Origin of the sequence: Actinacidiphila glaucinigra, from assembly GCF_035918135.1 — a bacterium.
Classification (GTDB): Bacteria; Actinomycetota; Actinomycetes; order Streptomycetales; family Streptomycetaceae; genus Actinacidiphila; species Actinacidiphila glaucinigra.
The window spans coordinates 120,812-139,300 of record NZ_CP109145.1 but is presented as its reverse complement, the minus strand read 5'-3'; the positions used below and the strand labels follow the sequence as shown (position 1 = coordinate 139,300).

Genomic DNA, 18,489 nt, shown 5'->3' with positions numbered 1-18,489 from the left:
TCCCCAACCTGCCGAAGCACCCGATGAGGGGCTTCGTCATGCCCTCCCGTAGAAGGAGCGCTGCCAATTTTGCATCACGTCATGGCAGCACGCCACCTTTGGCGTGCCCGCGTCCCCCTTTCTGGCCCAGAAACTAGCCCTCTACGACCCTGTGGTGAGACGAAGGTCACACCATCAGTTGGCGCAGCCTCACCCCCACTACGGGCGGTGGCCCGATGACAACCTCCCAGCGGGTCAGCCGTGCGAGCCGGTCGGCCCTCGGCCCCCTAAGTCGCAGTCGCACGGCCATGCGACCAGAGGAGGGAGTCGGCCATCCGCGTCAGGCACAGGCGCCGCGGGCGTGTCGTCCGCTGGCACTAGGTCGCGACACCCGCGCGCGCTTGCGTGGCGCCGTGCACTTGTTGCTGGACGCGCCCGGCCTCGTTGGGACGGTTGACGCGGTGCGGCTGGCCACAGTCGTCCTGGCTGCTCGTACTCCTGAGGCGACCGGGCGGGTAGAGATCCGTACTCCTGAGCTCGCTCGCTGGCTGGGCGTGTCGCCCTCGTATGTCGCCTCGTGTGTTCTACCGGCGCTGCGCAGGTCCGGCGTTGTCCGTACCAGCGTGGCGACCGGCGAGTCCGGCGAAAACCGTGCCTTGATCTGTGAGGTCATACCACTGTGGACGGCCCGTGGAGTTGTCGGCCACCCACTCGCTCTCAACCGCAAGGAATTGGCGACGCTCCTGCGTATGGTCGAGGCCGTCATGGCCCCCGGGTGGGCCCATCGGGACGGGTCCGTGACGCCAGCCGGCCTGCTGGGGACGAGGACAGGACGTGGGGCTCCAACGGACCGGTTGGCGTTGCTGCTGCTGGCTCTCGAGGCGAATAGACAGGGGCGTGTTCCGCTCTGCGGGGGAACCATCGAGATCCGGCGTGGGCGTCCAGCGGCGACGATGGCGCGGCTGCTAGGGAGCTCCGCCTCGGCCGGTGAACGTGTTCTGGAGCGGCTCGAGGCGGCCGGAGTTGTGGCCAGGGTCCGGCGGCAGACTGCCTCCGGTCTGGCCAACCGGTCGCGGCTGCTGGTCCCGGCGGTGGCGCGAGCGCATGGGCTTGTCGTCGGTGATTGGTTGCTGGAAGGACGCGGTCACGCTGTCGGTGCTGTCCCAGCGGACCCCGACGCTACGGCAGGACCTAGTGCACCATCCGACGCGGCGACAGATGTGCAGGTCAGTGGTACACGCGTCCGCCGTGAAACTCGGAGCGCAGAGCCCGACGGTACGGCAGCCCTTCACACCCTCCACGCGCCAGTGGCTCAGGTAGTACCCCAAGATGCTGATGAGAGTGGCTTTTCCGGCGAAGAGCCGTTGGGGTGCTGTGGTCTGCCGGGTTGCGCGTGCACGCGCGAGGGCCTCGCACCGGTGGTCGACGGACCAGGCGAGCACCAGCGCTCCGCTGGTCAGCAGGACCCGCTTCGCGGGGACAAGCACCAGGACTCCTCCGATCAACGGGGTGGCCGCAAACAACTTCCCGACCACGTGGAACGCCGCACACCGCCCGCCCGCGTTGTCGTTGGCGGGCGCACACACGGTCAGCTACCGGACCAGCCTCCCCGACTTCCGTATGATCTTGAGGCGGTGTTCGCGCAGGTAGAGCCCTTGTGGGCGCGCCTTGATCGCCCCGGGGCCCGAGCCACAGTCGTGGCGGCCGCACGGCGCGAGCTTGCGGCCATTGCCGGGCTTACCGGGACCCCGGCTGCTGGCCAGGTGCTGGGCGCTCGCCTTCTGCGCAGACTGTCGGAGCAAGGCGGCCCAGATGCCGTCACTGACCCCGTGGGTTGGCTCCGCGGCAGGGGCCTGCGACGACGACCGGGATGCAGCGACCTACGCTGCGATGACGGACGACGGATGGACACCTCCGGCCCCTGCGAGGCCTGCGGATCCCTCATTGCGGACCGCCGTGGCGTCCGCAGCCGCGTTGCGGCCAACGTCACCACCGTGCCGCGCGCCTCAACGGCAGAGCGACGCGCAGCCTACGAGCACGAGCTGCACGAGGCCTTTGCGGTGCAGGTAGCCGAGACTGACGCCCGTCACCAGCGCGCCGTCGCCGAACGGGACCGGCGGGCAGAGGCCGTAGCGCAGGCTCGTACAGACGCCCAGGCAGCACAGCGGGCGCGTCGCGCTGAACCGTGCGCGGACTGCGGTCGGCCCGAAGCAGCGGGCATGTGCCCGGCCTGTGGCAATCGCAAGGCCGCGGAGCGGGCCATCCTCGACGCGACACTGGCGGCTGCGGCTGCAGAAGCCGGGTTTGAAGGTTCCCACGTTCCTGAGCACCGGCACATGCACGTTGTGGCGGTCCGCGCGGCATACGAGGAGATCCTCCGCGCCCAGCTGGACCAGGCGCTCAGTGACGCCACCGCCCGCGGAGCAACCCACGAGACGCTGTCCCTGCTGGCACGGTTGACGGTGGAGACCGAGGCGGCCACGTACCGGCTCTCGGCACTGTCGAATCTGGCTCGCAGCGGGACGGCGGACCGGGAAGCGACGCTAGCGTCCGAAGCGACGATGCGAGTGGCGCATCGGTACGCCGACCTAGCGGCCGCGAAGAAGGCCGCAGCGAGGAACGCAGAGCGCGCCCGACAGCGCACGGCTCAGCATCTCCTGACCACCCGCATTGCCGCAGTCCAGGCAATCCTGCCCCCCGACGCGACCCCACACGAACCAAAGACGACGACCTCAGCGCGCCGCCGGCCGGAAGTAAGGATCGGGTGCCAGAACAGCGAATGTCCGGCGCTAGGGACATGCGAAGCGTGCCCCTGCCCGGAAAGGTCTCGAGCAGTCATCGACGCAACCAGCGCACAGGGTCAGCGAGCGTGTGAGGGCTGGGACGGTGAACCGTGCGGAAGGAGCGCGCTACCGACCCGGGCTGTCTGCGTTCGCTGCCGCGCCAAAGAGCTGGGCCGAGCATGCTGAGCCATTCTTGCGTGTGACCTTTGCCGGGCGGCTGGACCACTTCGCCTGACATCAGCACTGACCCGCGCCTCGCCCGAGCAGCTGCTGACGTCACCGCAACGAGGTGCTGAGCCTTGATTGACTTGCCAGAGAAGGCCCCTGGAATTCGCCATTCAGGGGCTCCTCCTTATTGGCGATGGCGGGCGCTGCGCCCAGGCAGCTGGCCTCTCCGCCTAGGTCAGGTAGTCGGCGACGAGCTTGGCGAACTCCTGCTCGGTGAGGATCCTGGTTCCCAGTTCCTGCGCCTTGGCGAGCTTCGATCCGGCGCCTTCGCCCGCGACCAAGATGGTGGTTTTCCTGGACACGCTGCCCGAGGAAGATCCGCCAGCCTGGGTGACGAGGTCGTTCATCTCGGTGCGGTTCTTACCGGCGAGCGCCCCGTGCATGCCGCCGGTGATCACCACGACCTCGCCGGTCAGCGGACCGCCCTCGGCCGCTCCGGGAAGCGTCGGCTGGGTCATGTTCACGCCCGCTGCGACCAGTTTGTCGATGACCGGGGCCAGCGCGGCGATGTGCGCGGCGATCTTCGGGGCATTGGCGCCGGGCAGCTTCGGCACCGCGGCGAGAGCGTCGGCGTCCGCGGCCCGGATCGCGTCCATGGTGTCGAAGTACCGGGCGATCTCCCGCGACAGGGTGCGGCCGGTGCGCACCACGCCCAGGGCGCAGAAGACCCGGCTCAGCGGCTTAGCCTTAGCTGCCTCGATCTGCCCTAGGACGGTTTCGGCCCGCTTCTCGCTGCGCGTCGCGTCGACCAGTTGCTCAAGGCGGAGGGTGAACAGGTCGCCGACGTCGGTCACGGCGCCGCTGTCGACCAGGGCCTCGATATAGGTGACGCCGAGGCCGTCAATGTCGAGCTGGTCGCGGCCCACTGCATAGCGCAGTGCGGCGAGCAGCCCGCATCCACCACCCGCGCCGCCTGCGCACTCCCACCGCTCGCCGGAGGTGTCGATCTCGCCGCCGCACTTCGGGCATGCCTCGGGCAGCACGATCGGCGACTCCGCTCCCGTGCGGAGCTCCACCACGGGTGCCTCCACGCGCGGGATGATGTCCCCCGCCTTGAACACCCCCACCGTGTCGCCGATCATCAAGCCGCTGTCGCGGATGAACCTCGGGTTGTGCAAGGTCGCATACTGCACGACGCTGCCGTCGACCTCGACCGGCTCCAGCACGGCCCGCGGCGCGATGACGCCAGTACGGCCGACGTTCCACTCCACCGCCAGAAGCTTCGAACGCTGAACCGAGGGGGGGAGCTTGTAAGCCGTGGCCCAGTGCGGATGACGGGTGGCGAACCCGGCCTTATCCTGCTCGGCGACGGCGTTGGCCTTGATCACGACACCGTCAATCCCGAACGGGAGCTCCGCACGCATTGCGGCAATCTCTTGGACGCGGCACTGGACCTCCTCCACCGAGGCATACACGCGCAGGCCTGCAGGCGTGGCGGCCGTGGTCTGCACCCCCGTGGCGGCGGCCGCCGCCATCATCTCCTCGTGCGTGTCTCCGGTCAGGCCGATCACACCGTAAGCGAAGAAGGTCGTCTCGATCACGTACGGGCGGTCCTTCGCCCGCAGCGTGCCAGCGGTGCCGTTGCGCGGGTTGGAGAAGACCTTCGCCCCGTGGGCCAGTCGGATCGCATTGGCCGCCTCGAACTGCTCGCGAGTGAGCAAGACCTCCCCGCGGACCTCGAACGTCGCCGACTTGTCCAGCTCCAAGGGCAGACCGACAATCGACCCGATCGCGTGCGAGATGTCCTCACCGAAAGCGCCGTCGCCCCGGGTGACGAGCTGGACCAGGCGCCCATCGACGTAGCGGGCGGCGATCGCCGCCCCGTCCAGCTTGGGCTCGACTACGTAGCCACCTGCCACGGGCCCGCCAAGCCGGCGGGCCAGGGAGGCCTCCCACTTGAACAGCTCGTCCGCGCTGAAGACGTTGTCCAGGGACAGCATGGGGACCGTGTGCGCGACATCGCCCGACGGGGCCGCACCGCCGCCCACCTTGCCGGTGGGAGAGTCTTCCCGGACGTCCTCGGGGTACTCCAGCTCGTAGGCGCGAATGCGGCCGGCCAGCAGGTCGTAGCTGGCGTCGTCGAGCGGACTCGTCCCGTCGCCGTAGTAGGCGGCGCAAGCGCCCAGGGCCATGTCGACGGCTGAGTGATATGCGGTGCGGTCAGCCAGTGGAGCAGGGGTTACTGTCGTCATGCGCCGCATCTTCGCGCACAGGTCGGACAGTGCTGTCCGCTGCTGCACCAGTGGGCCACCGGGTCGGGGCGATGCCGGAGAGGAGTCCTGAAGAGATGGCGCCTCGCCTGGGAGACGGAGATGATGGTGACCGATGCGCACGCGGTGCCCGAGAGCACCACGTCCGCTGCCGTGTATCTCGTCACTCTTCGCTTTCGGCCCGGCGGTGGCGAGGTCACAGGGGAGTGGACCAAGCCGAAGACGGCGTTCGACACCTTTCGCGACTGGGTCGGGCTGTACGGCGACGGAGCGGACGTGTTCATCCAGCTGGTGAAGGACACCGCAGGCAACCACGAAGTGCTCAAGCCGTGGCCACAGGATTGGCAGACGTCGGAAGCGACTGGGGCGTGCACGGTTTAAAGGATCCGCAGCGGCCCGCGACCCGCCCGCACATGGAGCAGGCTGATCGGGCATCTCAATTCGCGAGCCCTGAGCATTCTGTCCCAGCTCAGCGAAGCGGCTCGCCGATATGGCACCAACGCACAGAAGGGCCCGTGGCATGCCCGGGCGCCTGGGGAGGGCCACGCTTCATCGACACCGCGGTTGCAGTCGCTCCCGCCATACAGGCCGACGATGCGGGACCCTTGGGCCACCTGCTCCCGGACTGACCATCCCAGTGTTGCAGCGTGAGACTATCGGCGGGCCGGGGTCCGAGGAACATCGATGTCAGATCGTGCGCTAAGCCCCCGTCAGCCCTGGTGAGTGGCTAGCGGATCGCTGGCGGCGGAGGCGGTCTGAAGTCTTCCCACAGATGACGCTCTATCATCTGCGGCAGACCGCCGTCTCCGGGACGCCGGCAACGGCTGGGACCTGCACGAGTGGCGGCACTCCGGCCTCACCCACCTCGGCGAGGCCAGCGCAAGCCTGCTGATGCTCATGGCCAAGTCCCGGCACAGCAAACCGGAGAACGTGAAGCGGTACTTCAAACCCTCACCCGAGGCAATCGCCGAGCTCACTGGGCTGTGGGCCCCGGGCGACATCCGGCCCCTACTGCCGGAACCGCGTGAAGCAGTGCGTCGTTGGTATCGACGTGCCCATGCCCTCACACCACCTAACCCAGCCGGACTGGCAGTACTGCGGTCTTGAAGCTATGCCCGGCAGTCACCCTGGGAGCTGCACAGGCATACGGCTGCCTGGCCATATGGCGTGCCTAGCGCACCTTGAGCCGGCAGAGCAGGACGCGTACTTGCGAGGATTAGCACCAGGGGCCGATATCGACCTGCGAGGCACTCGCATTGATGAACCTCTCCTGGCACGGCTTCTGGACGCGGTTCGAGACGCTTCCGGAGATCCGGCTTTCAAAACGGCAAATTTCCTAGCAGCAACTTTCCCTAGTGGGGCAAATTTTAATCGTTCAAGTTTCGTCTCTGCCTGCTTCAACCACGTTCACTTCGGGGGGTTTGCGCAGTTCAAGAGAGCGACCTTCTCGGATAGCGCCTACCTTTTCAACGTGACCTGCGAAGCGGATATTACGTTCGCCGGGGCAATATTTGCAGGGCATGCATTGAATATCGACGGATCCTATGGGGGGGTATTCTTTTCAGATGTGCGGTTTGAATCCGTAGATACTCACATAGGGCCGTTGATTTGCGCCGAGCGGGCGGTTTTTGCCCACGCGCAGTTCAGATCTCCCGCGGCGATCGAGATTTCCGCACCGTACGTGCTGTGCCACAATAGTCAATGGTCATCGACTGCGACCCTCCGCCTAAGGTACGCTTCGGTCGATTTCACTAATGCCTCGTTCGAGTATCCTGTTTCGGTTTCCGCGAGCGCGGAACCTTTCATTGCTGCATTTAATCGCCCTATGGGTGAAGCTAATGTCTCTGGTGACCCAAATGTTCAGTTGCGCTCACTGCGAGGGGTCGACGCCTCACACCTCATGCTGACAGATATCGACCTGTCCGATTGCACATTCGCTGGCGCCTTCCATCTGGATCAATTGAGAATGCACGGGAACTGCTCATTCGCCTCCGTGCCGAAGAGGTTGCGCTTGTTGCCAGTACCTCGTCACTGGACAGCTCGCCGGACTTTGGCGGAGGAGCATCACTGGCGCGCGCATCAACCGGGTGCTGTGGCGGATGGCTGGCAGGAGCTCACGAATCCGGAAGACATAATCCCCCGCCTTGGCGCTCACCCCGGCCCTCAGCACATCGCCATTTTGTATCGGGAGTTGCGTAAATCCCTTGAGGACACGAAGAACGAACCGGGGGCCGCAGATTTCTATTACGGTGAGATGGAGATGCGTCGCCTCAGCCACCGATGGCACGAGGCCGAGCGATGGCTATTGCAGGCGTACTGGCTGCTCTCGGGCTACGGATTACGTGCCTCCCGGGCTCTCTGCTGGTTGGTTGTGGCTATGACAATCACAGTCCTGCTCATGATGGGATTTGGCTTACCGAGTGAACCGCCAAAGCAGACCGCGACCAGCGTCCTGCCCTCTCGAGGCGGGCAGATTGTCTACGAAATTGACAAGGATGACCCCAAGAACCCAACTGAGAGCCGCTTCACGACGAGACGGTTCGAGAAGGCGCTGAGGATGACCCTTGACTCGGTGGTCTTCCGATCCAGTGGTCAGGATCTGACGACGGCGGGCAACTATATCGAGATGGTCTCACGGGTCTCCGAGCCGGTGCTGCTCGCTCTCGGCGCCCTGGCAATCCGGAGTCGCGTCAAGCGATAAAACGTTGGGTGCAGCCTCACCAGCGATGAATAGCGCCTTCGGCCCATCGCCGGTCGTCCACACCCGCGCGTCCGGCCACCCGCTTAACTCGGCCCGCCTCAGCGAGGTCCCTCCAGCCCTTGGCCTCTTGGATCTCCCCGGCGTGCGTACGGGCCGTGCCGTCCCAGTCGCCGCACAGCTTCAGGCACAACGGGTCCGCGATCTTCACCCGCTCGGCCAGATACTCGGCGACCACCGCTGGCCTCTGCCGCGGGTCCGGTATGAACCGGCCCAAGTAGCGCACGCTCGCCAGCTGGACCGCGTACCCGAGCCGGTTAAGCGAACACCTCTTGGCCTGTACCGACTCCCGGTCCGAGTCGTCAAGGAAGAAGTACCGCTCCAGCTCCGCCGCCCTTGAAGGCCCCCGTCCCGAGCCGCCTGCTCACCCGTCAGAAACTCGACCGCCACAACATCTCTCCGAAGATCGACAGCAACGACCCGCGAAGGCTCCGATGCTCGATCACCCCAGGCCAAAGGCCCAATCAGCCCGGAGAGGGCTTGGCGCACGATCTGACATCGATGTTCCACAGCCCGGTGCCGGCTCTGCCGTTGCAGGAGACGTCTGCCGACACGAGGGCTTCGAGTCCATCAGGGTTCGACGAACGGCAAGCCCACCGCGGCCAGCTTGGTTTGCAGATTGATGTCGCTGGTAGCGGCGTACACCCGCGCCCCAGGGTGTCGCGATTGCAGCAGAAGCGTGGAGGCGAGGAAACGGTCGTCGGGAACGTTGAGGTCGAGCCAATCCGGCAGGCCGTCTCCCCGTGGCTCGATGTGCTCAAAGACGGCATGGACTTCGCCGGCGACCCGAACCCCCACGAGCACGTCGCCGTTGTGGCGCAATCCCTTCAGCCGGCGATCAGCTCGCTTGGCGGCCTCACGCAGGTCTTGCGTCCGGCCGTCTCGCTTCTTGTCGTCGATCTCACGCAGCACAACCGGCAACAGGTGAACCATGTACCGAGGGCCGAGTTCGCTCTGGTAAAGCGTCACGTCAGGGTCGTCGAGCAGCGTGTTCGTATCCACCACAACCCGCACATGCCAGTCGTCGGCGGGCAGCAAGTCAGCGAGCGCCTGGAGCTTCGCTACAGCGGCGGCCGCCTTCTGTGTCGCGGTGGGAAGGTCCCGTGGAGGGTGATGCTTCGCCCTGTTGGCGCGCACCAGCCAGTCCTCCAAGAGTCCGAGGCCGTCATCGAGGCTGTGCTGCACCTGGGGAGTGGGGTGAGGGAACAACAGGCGGAACCGGGGTCCCCAGTCGCGCAGCCGTTGAAGCAATGCCATTCTGCGTGCCTCGCCGTCAGCACTGCTGATATCCCACGCCCACCGGTTCGCGGTCATCACGACCATGCCCGCGCTCTCCAGGTTCCGTGGGCGGATAGAGGAGTCCGCGAGGATGGCATGGAATTCGGTGGCAATCGTGTCGAGTTCCCCGATGAGGCGGTCTGCGTACGACGATGGGGCGGGCTGCTTGTGGGCCATGCTGCCGATGATGCCGAACAGGCAGGGACGAGGGGGTGTTTTCCCAGTCACTGGGGGCGCCCACCAGACGGCATGTCAGGCAAGTCCGATGCACCTCGTGCGTGGGGACCGGCCTGGCCACCGCGACGTCAGCGAGGCTCCGAGCAGCCAGCCGAGGAAGACGCGACCTACAGCGCCTCACCGCCTCGCAGGATGTCCACTACGCGCTCCCCGGGGAGGCTGTAGCCGGGTGCGATCAGGAGCGCGACGGCGGTCCGGCTGATCGGCTCCCACAGTTCGGCCACGACCACCGCGGCGGCTTCGGTCACCTGCTCCCACGTGCCCCCGCCCTCGGGGGCCGGGCCCTCCAGGGCGATCGGGTACCCGACCGCGGCCAGCAGTGCGATTGCCTGGTCACGGTCGTGGGTGGAGCCGGCCAGGTGGGCCGCCTCGGTCGGGTCGATCCCGTAGGCCTCCACCATCTGCCGGCGGTCCGCGATCTCACCGGCCGCGGCCTGCGTGGCGAAGTGGAAGGCGTTCGGGCAGGAGGGCCGCCAGGTCGTGCCCCAGCTCCATCCGGTCACGCCGTGTTGGTCGGCGGCCTGCGCGATCTCCAGCCGCGCCACGGTCATTCCGTAGTGCGTGCCCACGCCCGCGTGAGCGGCCTCGTGATGGGCGATCCCCCGCAGCACAACAGGGACAGGGGGCTGTCGAATGCGGTCCGGGGGGCCGCGTAGTCGTCCAGGGAGTACATGCCCGCGATCACCGGTTGCCGAGGGGGTGGCAGGCTTCGTGCGCGTAGCCGCCCCGGGCCGCCATCGCTACGCCCTCGGTGATCGGCTCCCCGCAGATAGTGCAGTCCCCGTGCATCGGTTGCCCGGCGTGCGTCACGGCACCGAGGCGGACCCGGACGGTTCCCTGGATGAGCCAGTTCCGGTAATAGGGGACTTCTCCGGCTGACAGACGGCGGTGACGCTCCATGACCGCGGGGTGTGTGGTCCCGACTTCCTCACCGATCGCCCGGAAAGGGAGCCGAGGCTCACCATCGGCGTCAGCCTCCCGCGCGTACAGGATGAGTTCGGCCTCCAGGGCCTCCAACCGGCCACGGAGTCGCCTCACGTCCCGGAGCGCGTTGCGCAGGGTTCCGGGGGTAATGTCCTCCCCGGCCCGCAGGGCGTCCATCGCGCGGATGGCGGTGTCGGTCTCGTCCGCCACCGCCCAGCCGTGGGCGTCCCCGCTGCGGGTGTGCAGTACATAGGAAGTTGTGCCGTCCGCCCAATGGGCCGTGGCTCCTTTCTGCACCGGGGAGTGCCCGGCGTGGGTGGAGTCCAGGTGCTCCAGGCGGATTCGTCCGAGGTGGTGAGCGTCGTGGGCGGCGGTGGGGCGTTCGGTCATGGCGGTCCTTCCCTGATCAGTCACGGCCGTACATCTCGGCTTGGTAAGCGGGCGGGGTCGACGTCAGCAGGCGACGTGCGGGCAGCCTTCCCGGCTGGGCCTTGGCGTGCACGGAAATGTGAGCCTCGGCCGGCATGGACTTGCGGGTGAACCGCCAAGCCATGGGATCCCCTCTCGGTAAGGTGACTTACCAGATTCACGGTAAGGCACCTTACCGATAGATCACAAGGTGTCAGCCACGCGGGAGCAGATGGGTGCCCATAGTGCAGTCTTGATGCGCGGAGACACCAGCCTGGCGAAACCCCAGGTGAGCAACCCCCGCAAAGCTGCCGAGACGACACCACGATCGGTCGGCCAGCAACATTCGACCATCGCTGAACCTCGCCGCCTCGCGGTCCACACCTCAGAGGCCTGGGGCTGTCCGGGTGTCAGTCAACAGCGCTACGGTCGAACTCATGACGACTCCCAGCCCAGGCCAAACGGCGCCACCGCAGTGGGTTCTCAGAGTCACTGCCGTCTCGGCAACGGTTGATCCTGCATCTTTCGAAGCGCAGCGCAGCCTGCTGCGGTCCGTTGCCGCATTCGATTCCGCAACTCGCACATGGAGCGCGCTGATCGGCCAGCTCGACCCGCGCGCCTTGCATATCCTGCAGCGGCTGTTCGAGGCAGCTCGCCGTTACGGCACTAATGTCGCAGTGCAGGCTGTTGCGCGCCCTGACACCTGGCACGGACCGTGCCGACGCAGCAGTCGCAGGTCTAGTTGCGGCACAAGCCGACGTGCGACGACCTCTGGGACAACTGCCGATGGGGTGAGCGGGTAACCGGCCCCGGACGCGGGGGCGTCGCCTGTCTGAGTGCACCGAGAGCGGCGACATTGAGCGATCGTCGTGAGCAGCGGTTCCTACGCGGCAGGTTAGCCAGATTGCCGGCCGCATGGCGGCCTCAAAAGGCCGTCAGTTGCGTGGGACCGTCGGCGTGGCGACCTCGACGGTCGGGCTCCCATGTCCATCCGGGCAGTGTGAGAAGTTCGGCCTGACGCTGAGCTGAGAGCCTTCCACTGCGATGGGCGCCCCGCGTATGGGCGACCTTCGCTCCGAGTGGATAGTCCCCCTCATGGTGGCCTTGCGGGACCTGGAGATGTCTCTCACGGTCAGCGAAGCTGGTCAGGGCCGTGATGAAAAGGTCCCACCGGTATTCGCGCCAGTCCCACGACCATCCTGGTAGCCCCTCGAGCATTTGCTGCTCAGGCCGGGCGAGCTTGCGGTCGCGGTGCATGCGTCGCTGGCGCATGACCCAGCGGCCGAGGAGGACGTCTCCTTCAACGTGATCCGAGGGGGGCAGGGCGTGGCCCTCGCGTTCGGCGAATGCTTGGAGAGCCTGCAGAGCGTCCAAGAACCTCGGGGGAGGGTTTGACCACTGCCATGCCGGTCGTCCGTCCGGTGACGGCCGATGCAGTTCCCGCTGCAGGATCTCTACGCTGGTCTCGTCCAGGACGCTTTGCAGGTGGCTCAGGATCTCCGGCACAAGCTCATCGGCGTACGCAGGTGCCGTGACCCGCACGGGAAGGTCCTGACTGTCGATGCGGTCCAGTGGCGATTCCCGCAGCCGGACGACCTGCCACCCCGCCTTGCGGAGTGCGTTCGACTTCTCGCCGTCGTGCAGTTCCCGACCGGCGTGATAGAAGGCGCCGTCGTACTCGAGCACCAGGTGCAGCGCGGGGATAGTGATGTCCACGCGTCGCGGCCGTCCTGCGGCGATGATGGACGCGGGGCGGTCGTTGACGGTGAGGCCTGGGAGCGAGTGGGCGAGCGCCGACGATACGGCGAGTTGACGCAGACTTGCACCGTAGGGGTAGCAGTAGGGGCAGCCGCCGGCACCAGTGGCGAGGGCTCGAGTCCTGGCCTGGATCGTCATTTGCCAGGTATGACCGTGCGAGCAACTCCACTCGACGAGCCTTGAGACCGTCGCTGTGACCTGATCCGCGGTGAGTCCGTCGTTGAGGGCCGGATCAAGCTGAGCCGCCGCTTCGGGAAATTTGGTGAGCAGGCTGTTCGTGACGGACACACGGTGGCCGGCGCAGAACGGGCAGCCGTGTCCGGCCTTCGCCCTCACGGCAACGGAGACCTGCCAGCGATGGTCCGGGCCCCTCGAACAGGACCACCAGACCTTCTTCCTCGAACTCTGTGCGAGCGTGTGCGGCGTGTCGGGAGCATTTGCTTCGAGGTCGAACTCGGCGGCGAGCTCAGGCCGCGAGGCGAGGTGGTTGGTCACAGAAGCGCGACGGCCTGCACAGAATGGGCAGCCGTTGCCGTTTGCAGTGCGTTCGACGACGCCACTGCTCCAGATGTGATCTGGGCCTGCCGGACATCGCCAAGTAACCGGTTCGCGAGTACCTGCCAGCACCTGGTCGGGTGTGCGGCCCGCGTTCAGGGCCGGGTCGAACTGTTCAGCAAGGGCGGGAAAGCGCGCAGTGAGATTGTTCGTGGCGGACAGCTGGTACCCGGCACAGGCAGGGCACCCGGTGGGATTGGACGGGTGGGTGCGAGCGTTGATCACGGCCTGCCACTCGTGGTCTTCGTGCGCTGGGCACTGCCACCACACTGCCCTGCTGCTGCCCGGTCGCACGTCTTGGGGACGCAATTCGCCGTTGCGCTGAAGATGCCATTGCGCCGCGATCCCTGGACGCAAGGTTGCAAGGTTGCTGGTCGCTGTAGCGACGTGGCCGGCGCATGCCGGACATCCCGCCTGCTGACGGCCGGTGCGGGGACCGACCTGCGCTTCCCAGCGGTGCCCACAGACAGAGCAGCGCCAACCCACACGCTTGTGCGAGCCTGCGACGAGCTGGTCTGCAGTCAGGCCCACGGTGGCAGGCGAGTCCCTGTCAAGTTCGGAAGCGATCTCAGGGAAGAGGGCGGCGAGGCTGTTCGTCACCGATGCCTGGCGCCCTGAGCAGGCGGGACAGCCACTGCCCTGACCGGCACGCCTCTTGGGAGGTGCTGACCATCGGTGATCCTCTGCGACCGGACACCGCCACCACACGTCACGGTCGCTTCGGGCTCGAATCAGTCTGGCCTCGCCAGCTTCGGGATCCAGCTGTGCGGCAAGGTGCGGGTAATCGGCTACCGTCGCGTCTGCCGGAATGGGGGCGAGCAGTTTCCGGGAAGTCCTGTGCACCTAGCCGACTCTAGGCACCGCCACTGACATCCTGGCCTGGGCAAGCGCCGCAACGGCATGTCGTGCCGCCCGGGGAGCGAAGGTCGGTCATGTCGCGTACCAGTTCCGCGCTGGATCGCCGCAACGCTTGTTCTTTTTGCGCCCGGATTCACACCAGCACTGACCGTTCCGGGGCACGTGGCCTGAGCAGCGTCTGCCTAACTGATACAGAGGTGTCGAAGTATGCGTGTGCGCCAGTGATCGTGCAGACTCCAATTGCTCCACGCTATCCAGCGGACCGTGGACCGCTGGAGCCCGGCGCGTCGGGGGCCGCGCCGGGCTGCTGTCGACCATCGAACAGGGACAAAGCCCGTCGCGCAGCTTCACCTCGCCCAATCGGGTCTGGACCATTTCTTGCCTCGCCGGGAACCGCGCTTCGCCCTGTTTGCGGATTACCCGGTGGCCCCTGTTGCGAGCCCGATTGTGCCCTGCGACTCACGTAGCACCCCACAAAGGCGGGCATGCCGACTTGGCGTTGCGAGGAAGTCCGCACCTGTCCTGGCAGGTGACCGCGCCCACGCATGAGTGAGGCCCCCTCGCTGAGGGGGCCTTCTCCATCCCCGCCGTGGCGGGGAGACGAGCGGCGTGTGGGGCCGTCTCGACGCTCCATACTCCTGGTTCATCCCCGCGGCTGCGGGGAGCACCTGCCCCTTGCGGATCGACAACGGGCCATCTCCGCGTGAGCGGGTAGTGGAGCGGTCCTCACTGTGTCATACGTCGCCGACAGCCCGCCACCGGTTCGGTGGGACGTGCGCCGTCAGCCGCCGAGCGCCTCGCGGGCCTTCCTGTTCGCCTCCTGGATTCCGTCCATGTAGGCGTCCAGATACTCGCTCTCGCTGAGGCTGGCGCACTCGTCCGGGACCGGCTCGGACGGCACCTCAGCACCCTCGGTCTCGGCTGCGACTTGGGCGACGGCCTCCACGCACGCCGCGGTCGCTTCCTCCTTGGTGAGGCTGGGCGACGCCGGGGCGGAGGTCGGTGCCGGCGCGGCCGGGGAGCTGGCGGCCGGGGCGGGGTCGGCGCTGCTGTCGCTGCCGGAACAGCCGGTGAGCGCGAGCCCCGCGAGCAGTAGGAGCGCGGGCGCCACGGTGCGAACGGACATGATCCCCCCAGGGATTGTGTGTCTGGTGAAGGTGATCATCACGGTACGGGCGGAGAGCGGCCCATGGCGCTCTGTGTGACGAGAGCGTGACGACCCGGGACCGGTCCAGCCCGGTTCCTCTCGGGGGTTGTATGAACGCCGTACACCTATGTACGGTCGTCATACACCGCGCGGGGGGAGCTGGTCCCCGCCCCGGACAGACGGGAAGCACATGGAAGACGTCAGGGTCATCTCCCTGGACAACGGGCGCGTCGCCCTGGTCAGCCCGTACAACAGCGAACTGCCGGCAGCCGCGAGGGAGCTCGGGGGACGCTGGGACCGCACCGCCCGCTACTGGCACTTCGACGCCCGCGACGAGCAGCGCGTCCGCGAGTTGGCACGCGACTTCTTCGGCACCGACGGCTCCCCGGCCGACGAGGCCGACAAGGTCACCATCCGCTGGAACATCTCCAACTACTGCCAGAGGAGGGGCGACAGCGAGCTCCACCTCGGCGGCCACCGCATCGCCTCGCGCCGCAGCCGCGACGAGGACGTACGCCTGGGCGTCGGCGTGGTCCTGATCTCGGGCGGCTTCCCCGGGCAGGGCGGCAGCACGAAGTACCCGGCGCTGGAACCCCTCGCCGACACCGTGGTCGAGATCCGCGACCTGCCCCGCGCCCTCCTCGACAACCTCCACCGGGGCGCATACGAGATCGTGGAGACCACGGTCGACGTCGCCGCGCTGCGCGAGGAGCGGGAGCGCCTGCTCGCCCGCATCGCCGAGATCGACGCCACCCTGGCCGCCCACGGCACGGACAAGGACAGAACCAGTGAGCACTGACACCACCCCCGAGGCCTGGGACGAGCGGCTGCGCGGCACCCGCGACGCCGTGGAGGCCGCCAGGGCCGTGCACGAGCAGACGATCCGCGACGCCCACGCCGCCGGCGGCCGCAGGGTCGCGGACATCACCCGCGCCCTCGGCATCCAGAACCGCAACCGCATCACGGCGGTACTCAACCCCACCGAGGACGGCGACGTACCCACCCCGAAGGCACCCGCCTCGCCCGTCGTGGTCTACCTGCGCGCCCCCGGGTTCGGGGAAGGCGTATGGGATCGGCTCCGCCAGGCCATGTGGGCGCGCGGCTGGCACGCGGTCTCGGACCGCACCACTGCCTGGCACCTCGCCCGCGGCGGCCTCACCACCGTGTACGTGGACCTCGCCGCCCAGCGGGACAACGACCCCATCACGGTCCAGCTGGTGCGCGCGGTCTACTCCCAGCCGCTGGAGACCCCCGAGCACGTCCCGGTGCGGAACCTGCTCCCCACGATGGAGTCCATCCGCTTCGAGCGCGAGCACCCCGAGGCCGCGGCGTGGCTGGTCACCTTCCACGAGGACCGCGAGCCGCAGTTCAAGGTCCTCGCCGGAGGCCACTACGCACGCCCCCGGGAGTGGGACGCCGAAGCCACCAACAACGCCGGCACCAAGGGAGCGTCCCGGCTGGACGTCCAGGCCGTCGCCCGCCTGGTGGCGAACCTCCTCGAGTAGCCGCCTGTCCAGCACACACGTGGGCCCGGCCACCCTGAGAGGTGACCGGGCCCACGACGTTGACACCCCCGCTCACGCGGGAAACCACTGACGCGATCGACGGGGCTCACCCATCAGAATCGGTCCACCCCCGCTCGCGCGGGGAGTAGCCCCTGCAGCACCACCGATGCGAACCATCGGAACCACCGATGCAGTCAACGGGCCATCCCCACAACAGCGGGGAGAGACCACCGTAGCGCGGCGCCCGCAGCCGTGAGGCCAAAGCCGAGACACGGGCGTGCCCCGTGTTCGCGCAACCAGGCCACCGCGAGGCTCGGCGCCGGGCAGCTGTCGTCGCTAGCCCGTCCCGTGACCGGTATGCAAGATGACCGGCCCGAGGACCTGGATGAGATCCAGTTGGCATCCGCATCCCCCCGACTCCGGGCGGGGCCGGCCGCGCACCGGCCCGGCCCGTGTGGTGGCAGGCGTATTCGTCGAGGGTGATCCGATCCTGGTGCCGACGGCATGGCCGGCTCAAGCAGTTCCGGGCGATGGCCACCTGGCTCGCTGAACTCATCAGCCGCAACCACGCGGGACTCAGCCTCGCTTTAGTGATCCTGTGGCTACGCGAGCCTCCAGAATGATCTTTGTCAGACAGGGCCTAGCGCAGACGAAGGCGCTGGCAATGGTCATGGACTTCGTACACGATCGCGCGAGCCCGCGGGAATGCGGAGCTGTGTTGGCTAAGGACAGAGGCAAGCTCGCGTAGCAGCATCATGCTTCGGGTGGATGCAACGGTCGGAAGCCGGGTGAGTGCGGTCTCGGCCGCGTCGACGGCGGTGTCGAGGTTGCCGAGCCGGGCTTGAGCCAGGCTGTACAGGGCTCCATGACGCAGGGCGGAGCGTTGGTGGTCGCCGCCCAACGGCGTCTGCGCCCTGGCCTGAAGGAGCTCGGCTGCCCGGGGCAATGCGATCAATGGGTCAGCGGTTCGCTTGGCGGCCAGCAGGACGAGGCCGCGTCCGGCGATGGCATCGAGTTCGGTCCGGTCGGCATAGCCTGCCCAGGAGGGGGCTCCGACCTGATGAGCTGCCTGTTCGAAGAAGCGGTTGCTGTCATCGATCGATGACTCGAAAGCGTCGAGCTCGCGAGCGCTTGCGTGTGCGATGGCCTTGCGGGCGGCGACGAGGGCACGCACGCTTGGGGCGGAGTGCGCGGCTGCCTCTGTGGCCGCAGCGGCGAGTTGGACGGCGTCGGCGGCTTGTCCATGGTCAGCCGCTTGGCCTGACATGAGAGCGAGGATGCTTGCGACGAGGGCCCTGTCGCTTGCGGCATGGGCGGCTCGCAAAGCCATGAGGTAGAGGCGCTGGGAGGCGCCAGCCGCGAGTTCCTCGTGGTGCATGAAGGCCAGGGTCTGACAGATCTGGGCGAGGGATCGTGCGAGGTGGGCCCCGGTTTCGGGCGAGTACTCGCCTTCTTGGAGCAGCCTCACGATGACGGGTATGGACATTCGGATGGTCTGTCTGGCGGAGCTGCCCTCCCTGTCGTCGGCGGCCTGCGCGGCGGCTACCAGGCTGTCGACGATCTGCAATGCAGACGGGGGGACGGCAGTGGTTGGTTTGCCCGGGGCGGTCAGGCGGGGGCGCGGAGCAGCGAGGGATTGCCAGGCCAGCGTTGTCAGGACGGTTCCCGTGGCGGCCAGCACTACACGGCGTGTGGGCACTGTGTCCAGCTCCTTCAGTAGCTGGTGCAGGCCGGTGTTGTCCCAAGGTTGATCGAGTCCTTCGTGTGCGCGGATCACCTCGGTGACGGTTGTCGGACCGCGGTGGACCCAAACATCATCGAAAGTGAGGTCCCTGCCCAAGGCGCTCGATAACGCTCGGAC

13 protein-coding genes and 1 pseudogene are annotated in these 18,489 nt (G+C 67.3%); 4 read left to right on the top strand and 10 right to left on the bottom strand.

The features are described 5' to 3' along the window. Positions 1–1,985: 1,985 nt before the first annotated feature. Together OIE69_RS43845 and ligA are read right to left on the bottom strand one after the other, a co-directional pair. Positions 1,986–2,411 carry a hypothetical protein gene (locus OIE69_RS43845; protein WP_326581704.1) on the bottom strand — a complete coding sequence of 142 codons (426 nt, stop codon included), beginning with the start codon at positions 2,409–2,411 and terminating at the stop codon, positions 1,986–1,988. 749 nt (positions 2,412–3,160) lie between these two features. After that, positions 3,161–5,182, bottom strand: coding sequence for an NAD-dependent DNA ligase LigA (gene ligA, locus OIE69_RS43840; protein ID WP_326581703.1), 2,022 nt, complete (start codon positions 5,180–5,182; stop codon positions 3,161–3,163). 120 nt (positions 5,183–5,302) lie between these two features. On the opposite strand from ligA, the gene OIE69_RS43835 reads away from it, so the two are divergent. Both OIE69_RS43835 and OIE69_RS43830 read left to right on the top strand, forming a co-directional pair. Further along, positions 5,303–5,581, top strand: a complete 279-nt coding sequence (locus OIE69_RS43835; protein ID WP_326581702.1) for a hypothetical protein — start codon at positions 5,303–5,305, stop codon at positions 5,579–5,581. A gap of 1,090 nt (positions 5,582–6,671) precedes the next feature. Next, entirely contained in the window at positions 6,672–7,901 is a 1,230-nt protein-coding gene (locus tag OIE69_RS43830; protein ID WP_326581701.1) for a hypothetical protein, read from the top strand. Between the two features lie 16 nt (positions 7,902–7,917). Here OIE69_RS43830 and OIE69_RS43825 read toward each other — a convergent pair whose 3' ends face one another. From OIE69_RS43825 to OIE69_RS43800, 7 genes and pseudogenes are all read right to left on the bottom strand, one after another. Next, on the bottom strand, positions 7,918–8,283 hold the full coding sequence (locus tag OIE69_RS43825; RefSeq protein ID WP_326581877.1) for a DUF4158 domain-containing protein: 366 nt from the start codon (positions 8,281–8,283) through the stop codon (positions 7,918–7,920). 245 nt (positions 8,284–8,528) lie between these two features. Further along, positions 8,529–9,413 carry a PIN domain-containing protein gene (locus tag OIE69_RS43820; protein WP_326581700.1) on the bottom strand — a complete coding sequence of 295 codons (885 nt, stop codon included), beginning with the start codon at positions 9,411–9,413 and terminating at the stop codon, positions 8,529–8,531. Positions 9,414–9,580: 167 nt separating this feature from the next. Continuing rightward, positions 9,581–10,024 (bottom strand): hypothetical protein, encoded by a 444-nt coding sequence (locus OIE69_RS43815; RefSeq protein ID WP_326581699.1) that lies wholly within the window; start codon positions 10,022–10,024, stop codon positions 9,581–9,583. 130 nt (positions 10,025–10,154) lie between these two features. Continuing rightward, entirely contained in the window at positions 10,155–10,787 is a 633-nt protein-coding gene (locus OIE69_RS43810; RefSeq protein WP_326581698.1) for an AsnC family protein, read from the bottom strand. A 942-nt stretch (positions 10,788–11,729) separates the two neighbouring features. Continuing rightward, positions 11,730–13,718, bottom strand: coding sequence for a zinc-ribbon domain-containing protein (locus tag OIE69_RS43805; protein ID WP_326581697.1), 1,989 nt, complete (start codon positions 13,716–13,718; stop codon positions 11,730–11,732). A 21-nt stretch (positions 13,719–13,739) separates the two neighbouring features. Then, positions 13,740–13,961, bottom strand: a pseudogene (locus OIE69_RS44920) (zinc-ribbon domain-containing protein); the annotation flags it as partial. A 796-nt stretch (positions 13,962–14,757) separates the two neighbouring features. Further along, positions 14,758–15,102: a hypothetical protein gene (locus OIE69_RS43800; protein WP_326581696.1), complete on the bottom strand. Its 345-nt coding sequence runs from the start codon at positions 15,100–15,102 to the stop codon at positions 14,758–14,760. Between the two features lie 211 nt (positions 15,103–15,313). On the opposite strand from OIE69_RS43800, the gene OIE69_RS43795 reads away from it, so the two are divergent. Then, the gene (locus OIE69_RS43795) at positions 15,314–15,922 is read left to right on the top strand and encodes a hypothetical protein (RefSeq protein ID WP_326581695.1); all 609 of its coding nucleotides are present in this window, start codon (positions 15,314–15,316) and stop codon (positions 15,920–15,922) included. After that, the gene (locus tag OIE69_RS43790) at positions 15,912–16,628 is read left to right on the top strand and encodes a hypothetical protein (RefSeq protein ID WP_326581694.1); all 717 of its coding nucleotides are present in this window, start codon (positions 15,912–15,914) and stop codon (positions 16,626–16,628) included. Before OIE69_RS43795 ends, OIE69_RS43790 begins: the two co-directional genes overlap by 11 nt. A gap of 640 nt (positions 16,629–17,268) precedes the next feature. Here OIE69_RS43790 and OIE69_RS43780 read toward each other — a convergent pair. Further along, entirely contained in the window at positions 17,269–18,405 is a 1,137-nt protein-coding gene (locus OIE69_RS43780) for a hypothetical protein (RefSeq protein WP_326581693.1), read from the bottom strand. Positions 18,406–18,489: the final 84 nt, after the last annotated feature.

Coding starts and splice junctions, on each gene's coding strand:
- ligA (WP_326581703.1), bottom strand. CDS start 5,182: ATGACGACAGTAACCCCTGCTCCACTGGCTGACCGCACCGCATATCAC.
- OIE69_RS43835 (WP_326581702.1), top strand. CDS start 5,303: ATGATGGTGACCGATGCGCACGCGGTGCCCGAGAGCACCACGTCCGCT.
- OIE69_RS43820 (WP_326581700.1), bottom strand. CDS start 9,413: ATGGCCCACAAGCAGCCCGCCCCATCGTCGTACGCAGACCGCCTCATC.
- OIE69_RS43815 (WP_326581699.1), bottom strand. CDS start 10,024: ATGACCGTGGCGCGGCTGGAGATCGCGCAGGCCGCCGACCAACACGGC.
- OIE69_RS43810 (WP_326581698.1), bottom strand. CDS start 10,787: ATGACCGAACGCCCCACCGCCGCCCACGACGCTCACCACCTCGGACGA.
- OIE69_RS43800 (WP_326581696.1), bottom strand. CDS start 15,102: ATGTCCGTTCGCACCGTGGCGCCCGCGCTCCTACTGCTCGCGGGGCTC.
- OIE69_RS43795 (WP_326581695.1), top strand. CDS start 15,314: ATGGAAGACGTCAGGGTCATCTCCCTGGACAACGGGCGCGTCGCCCTG.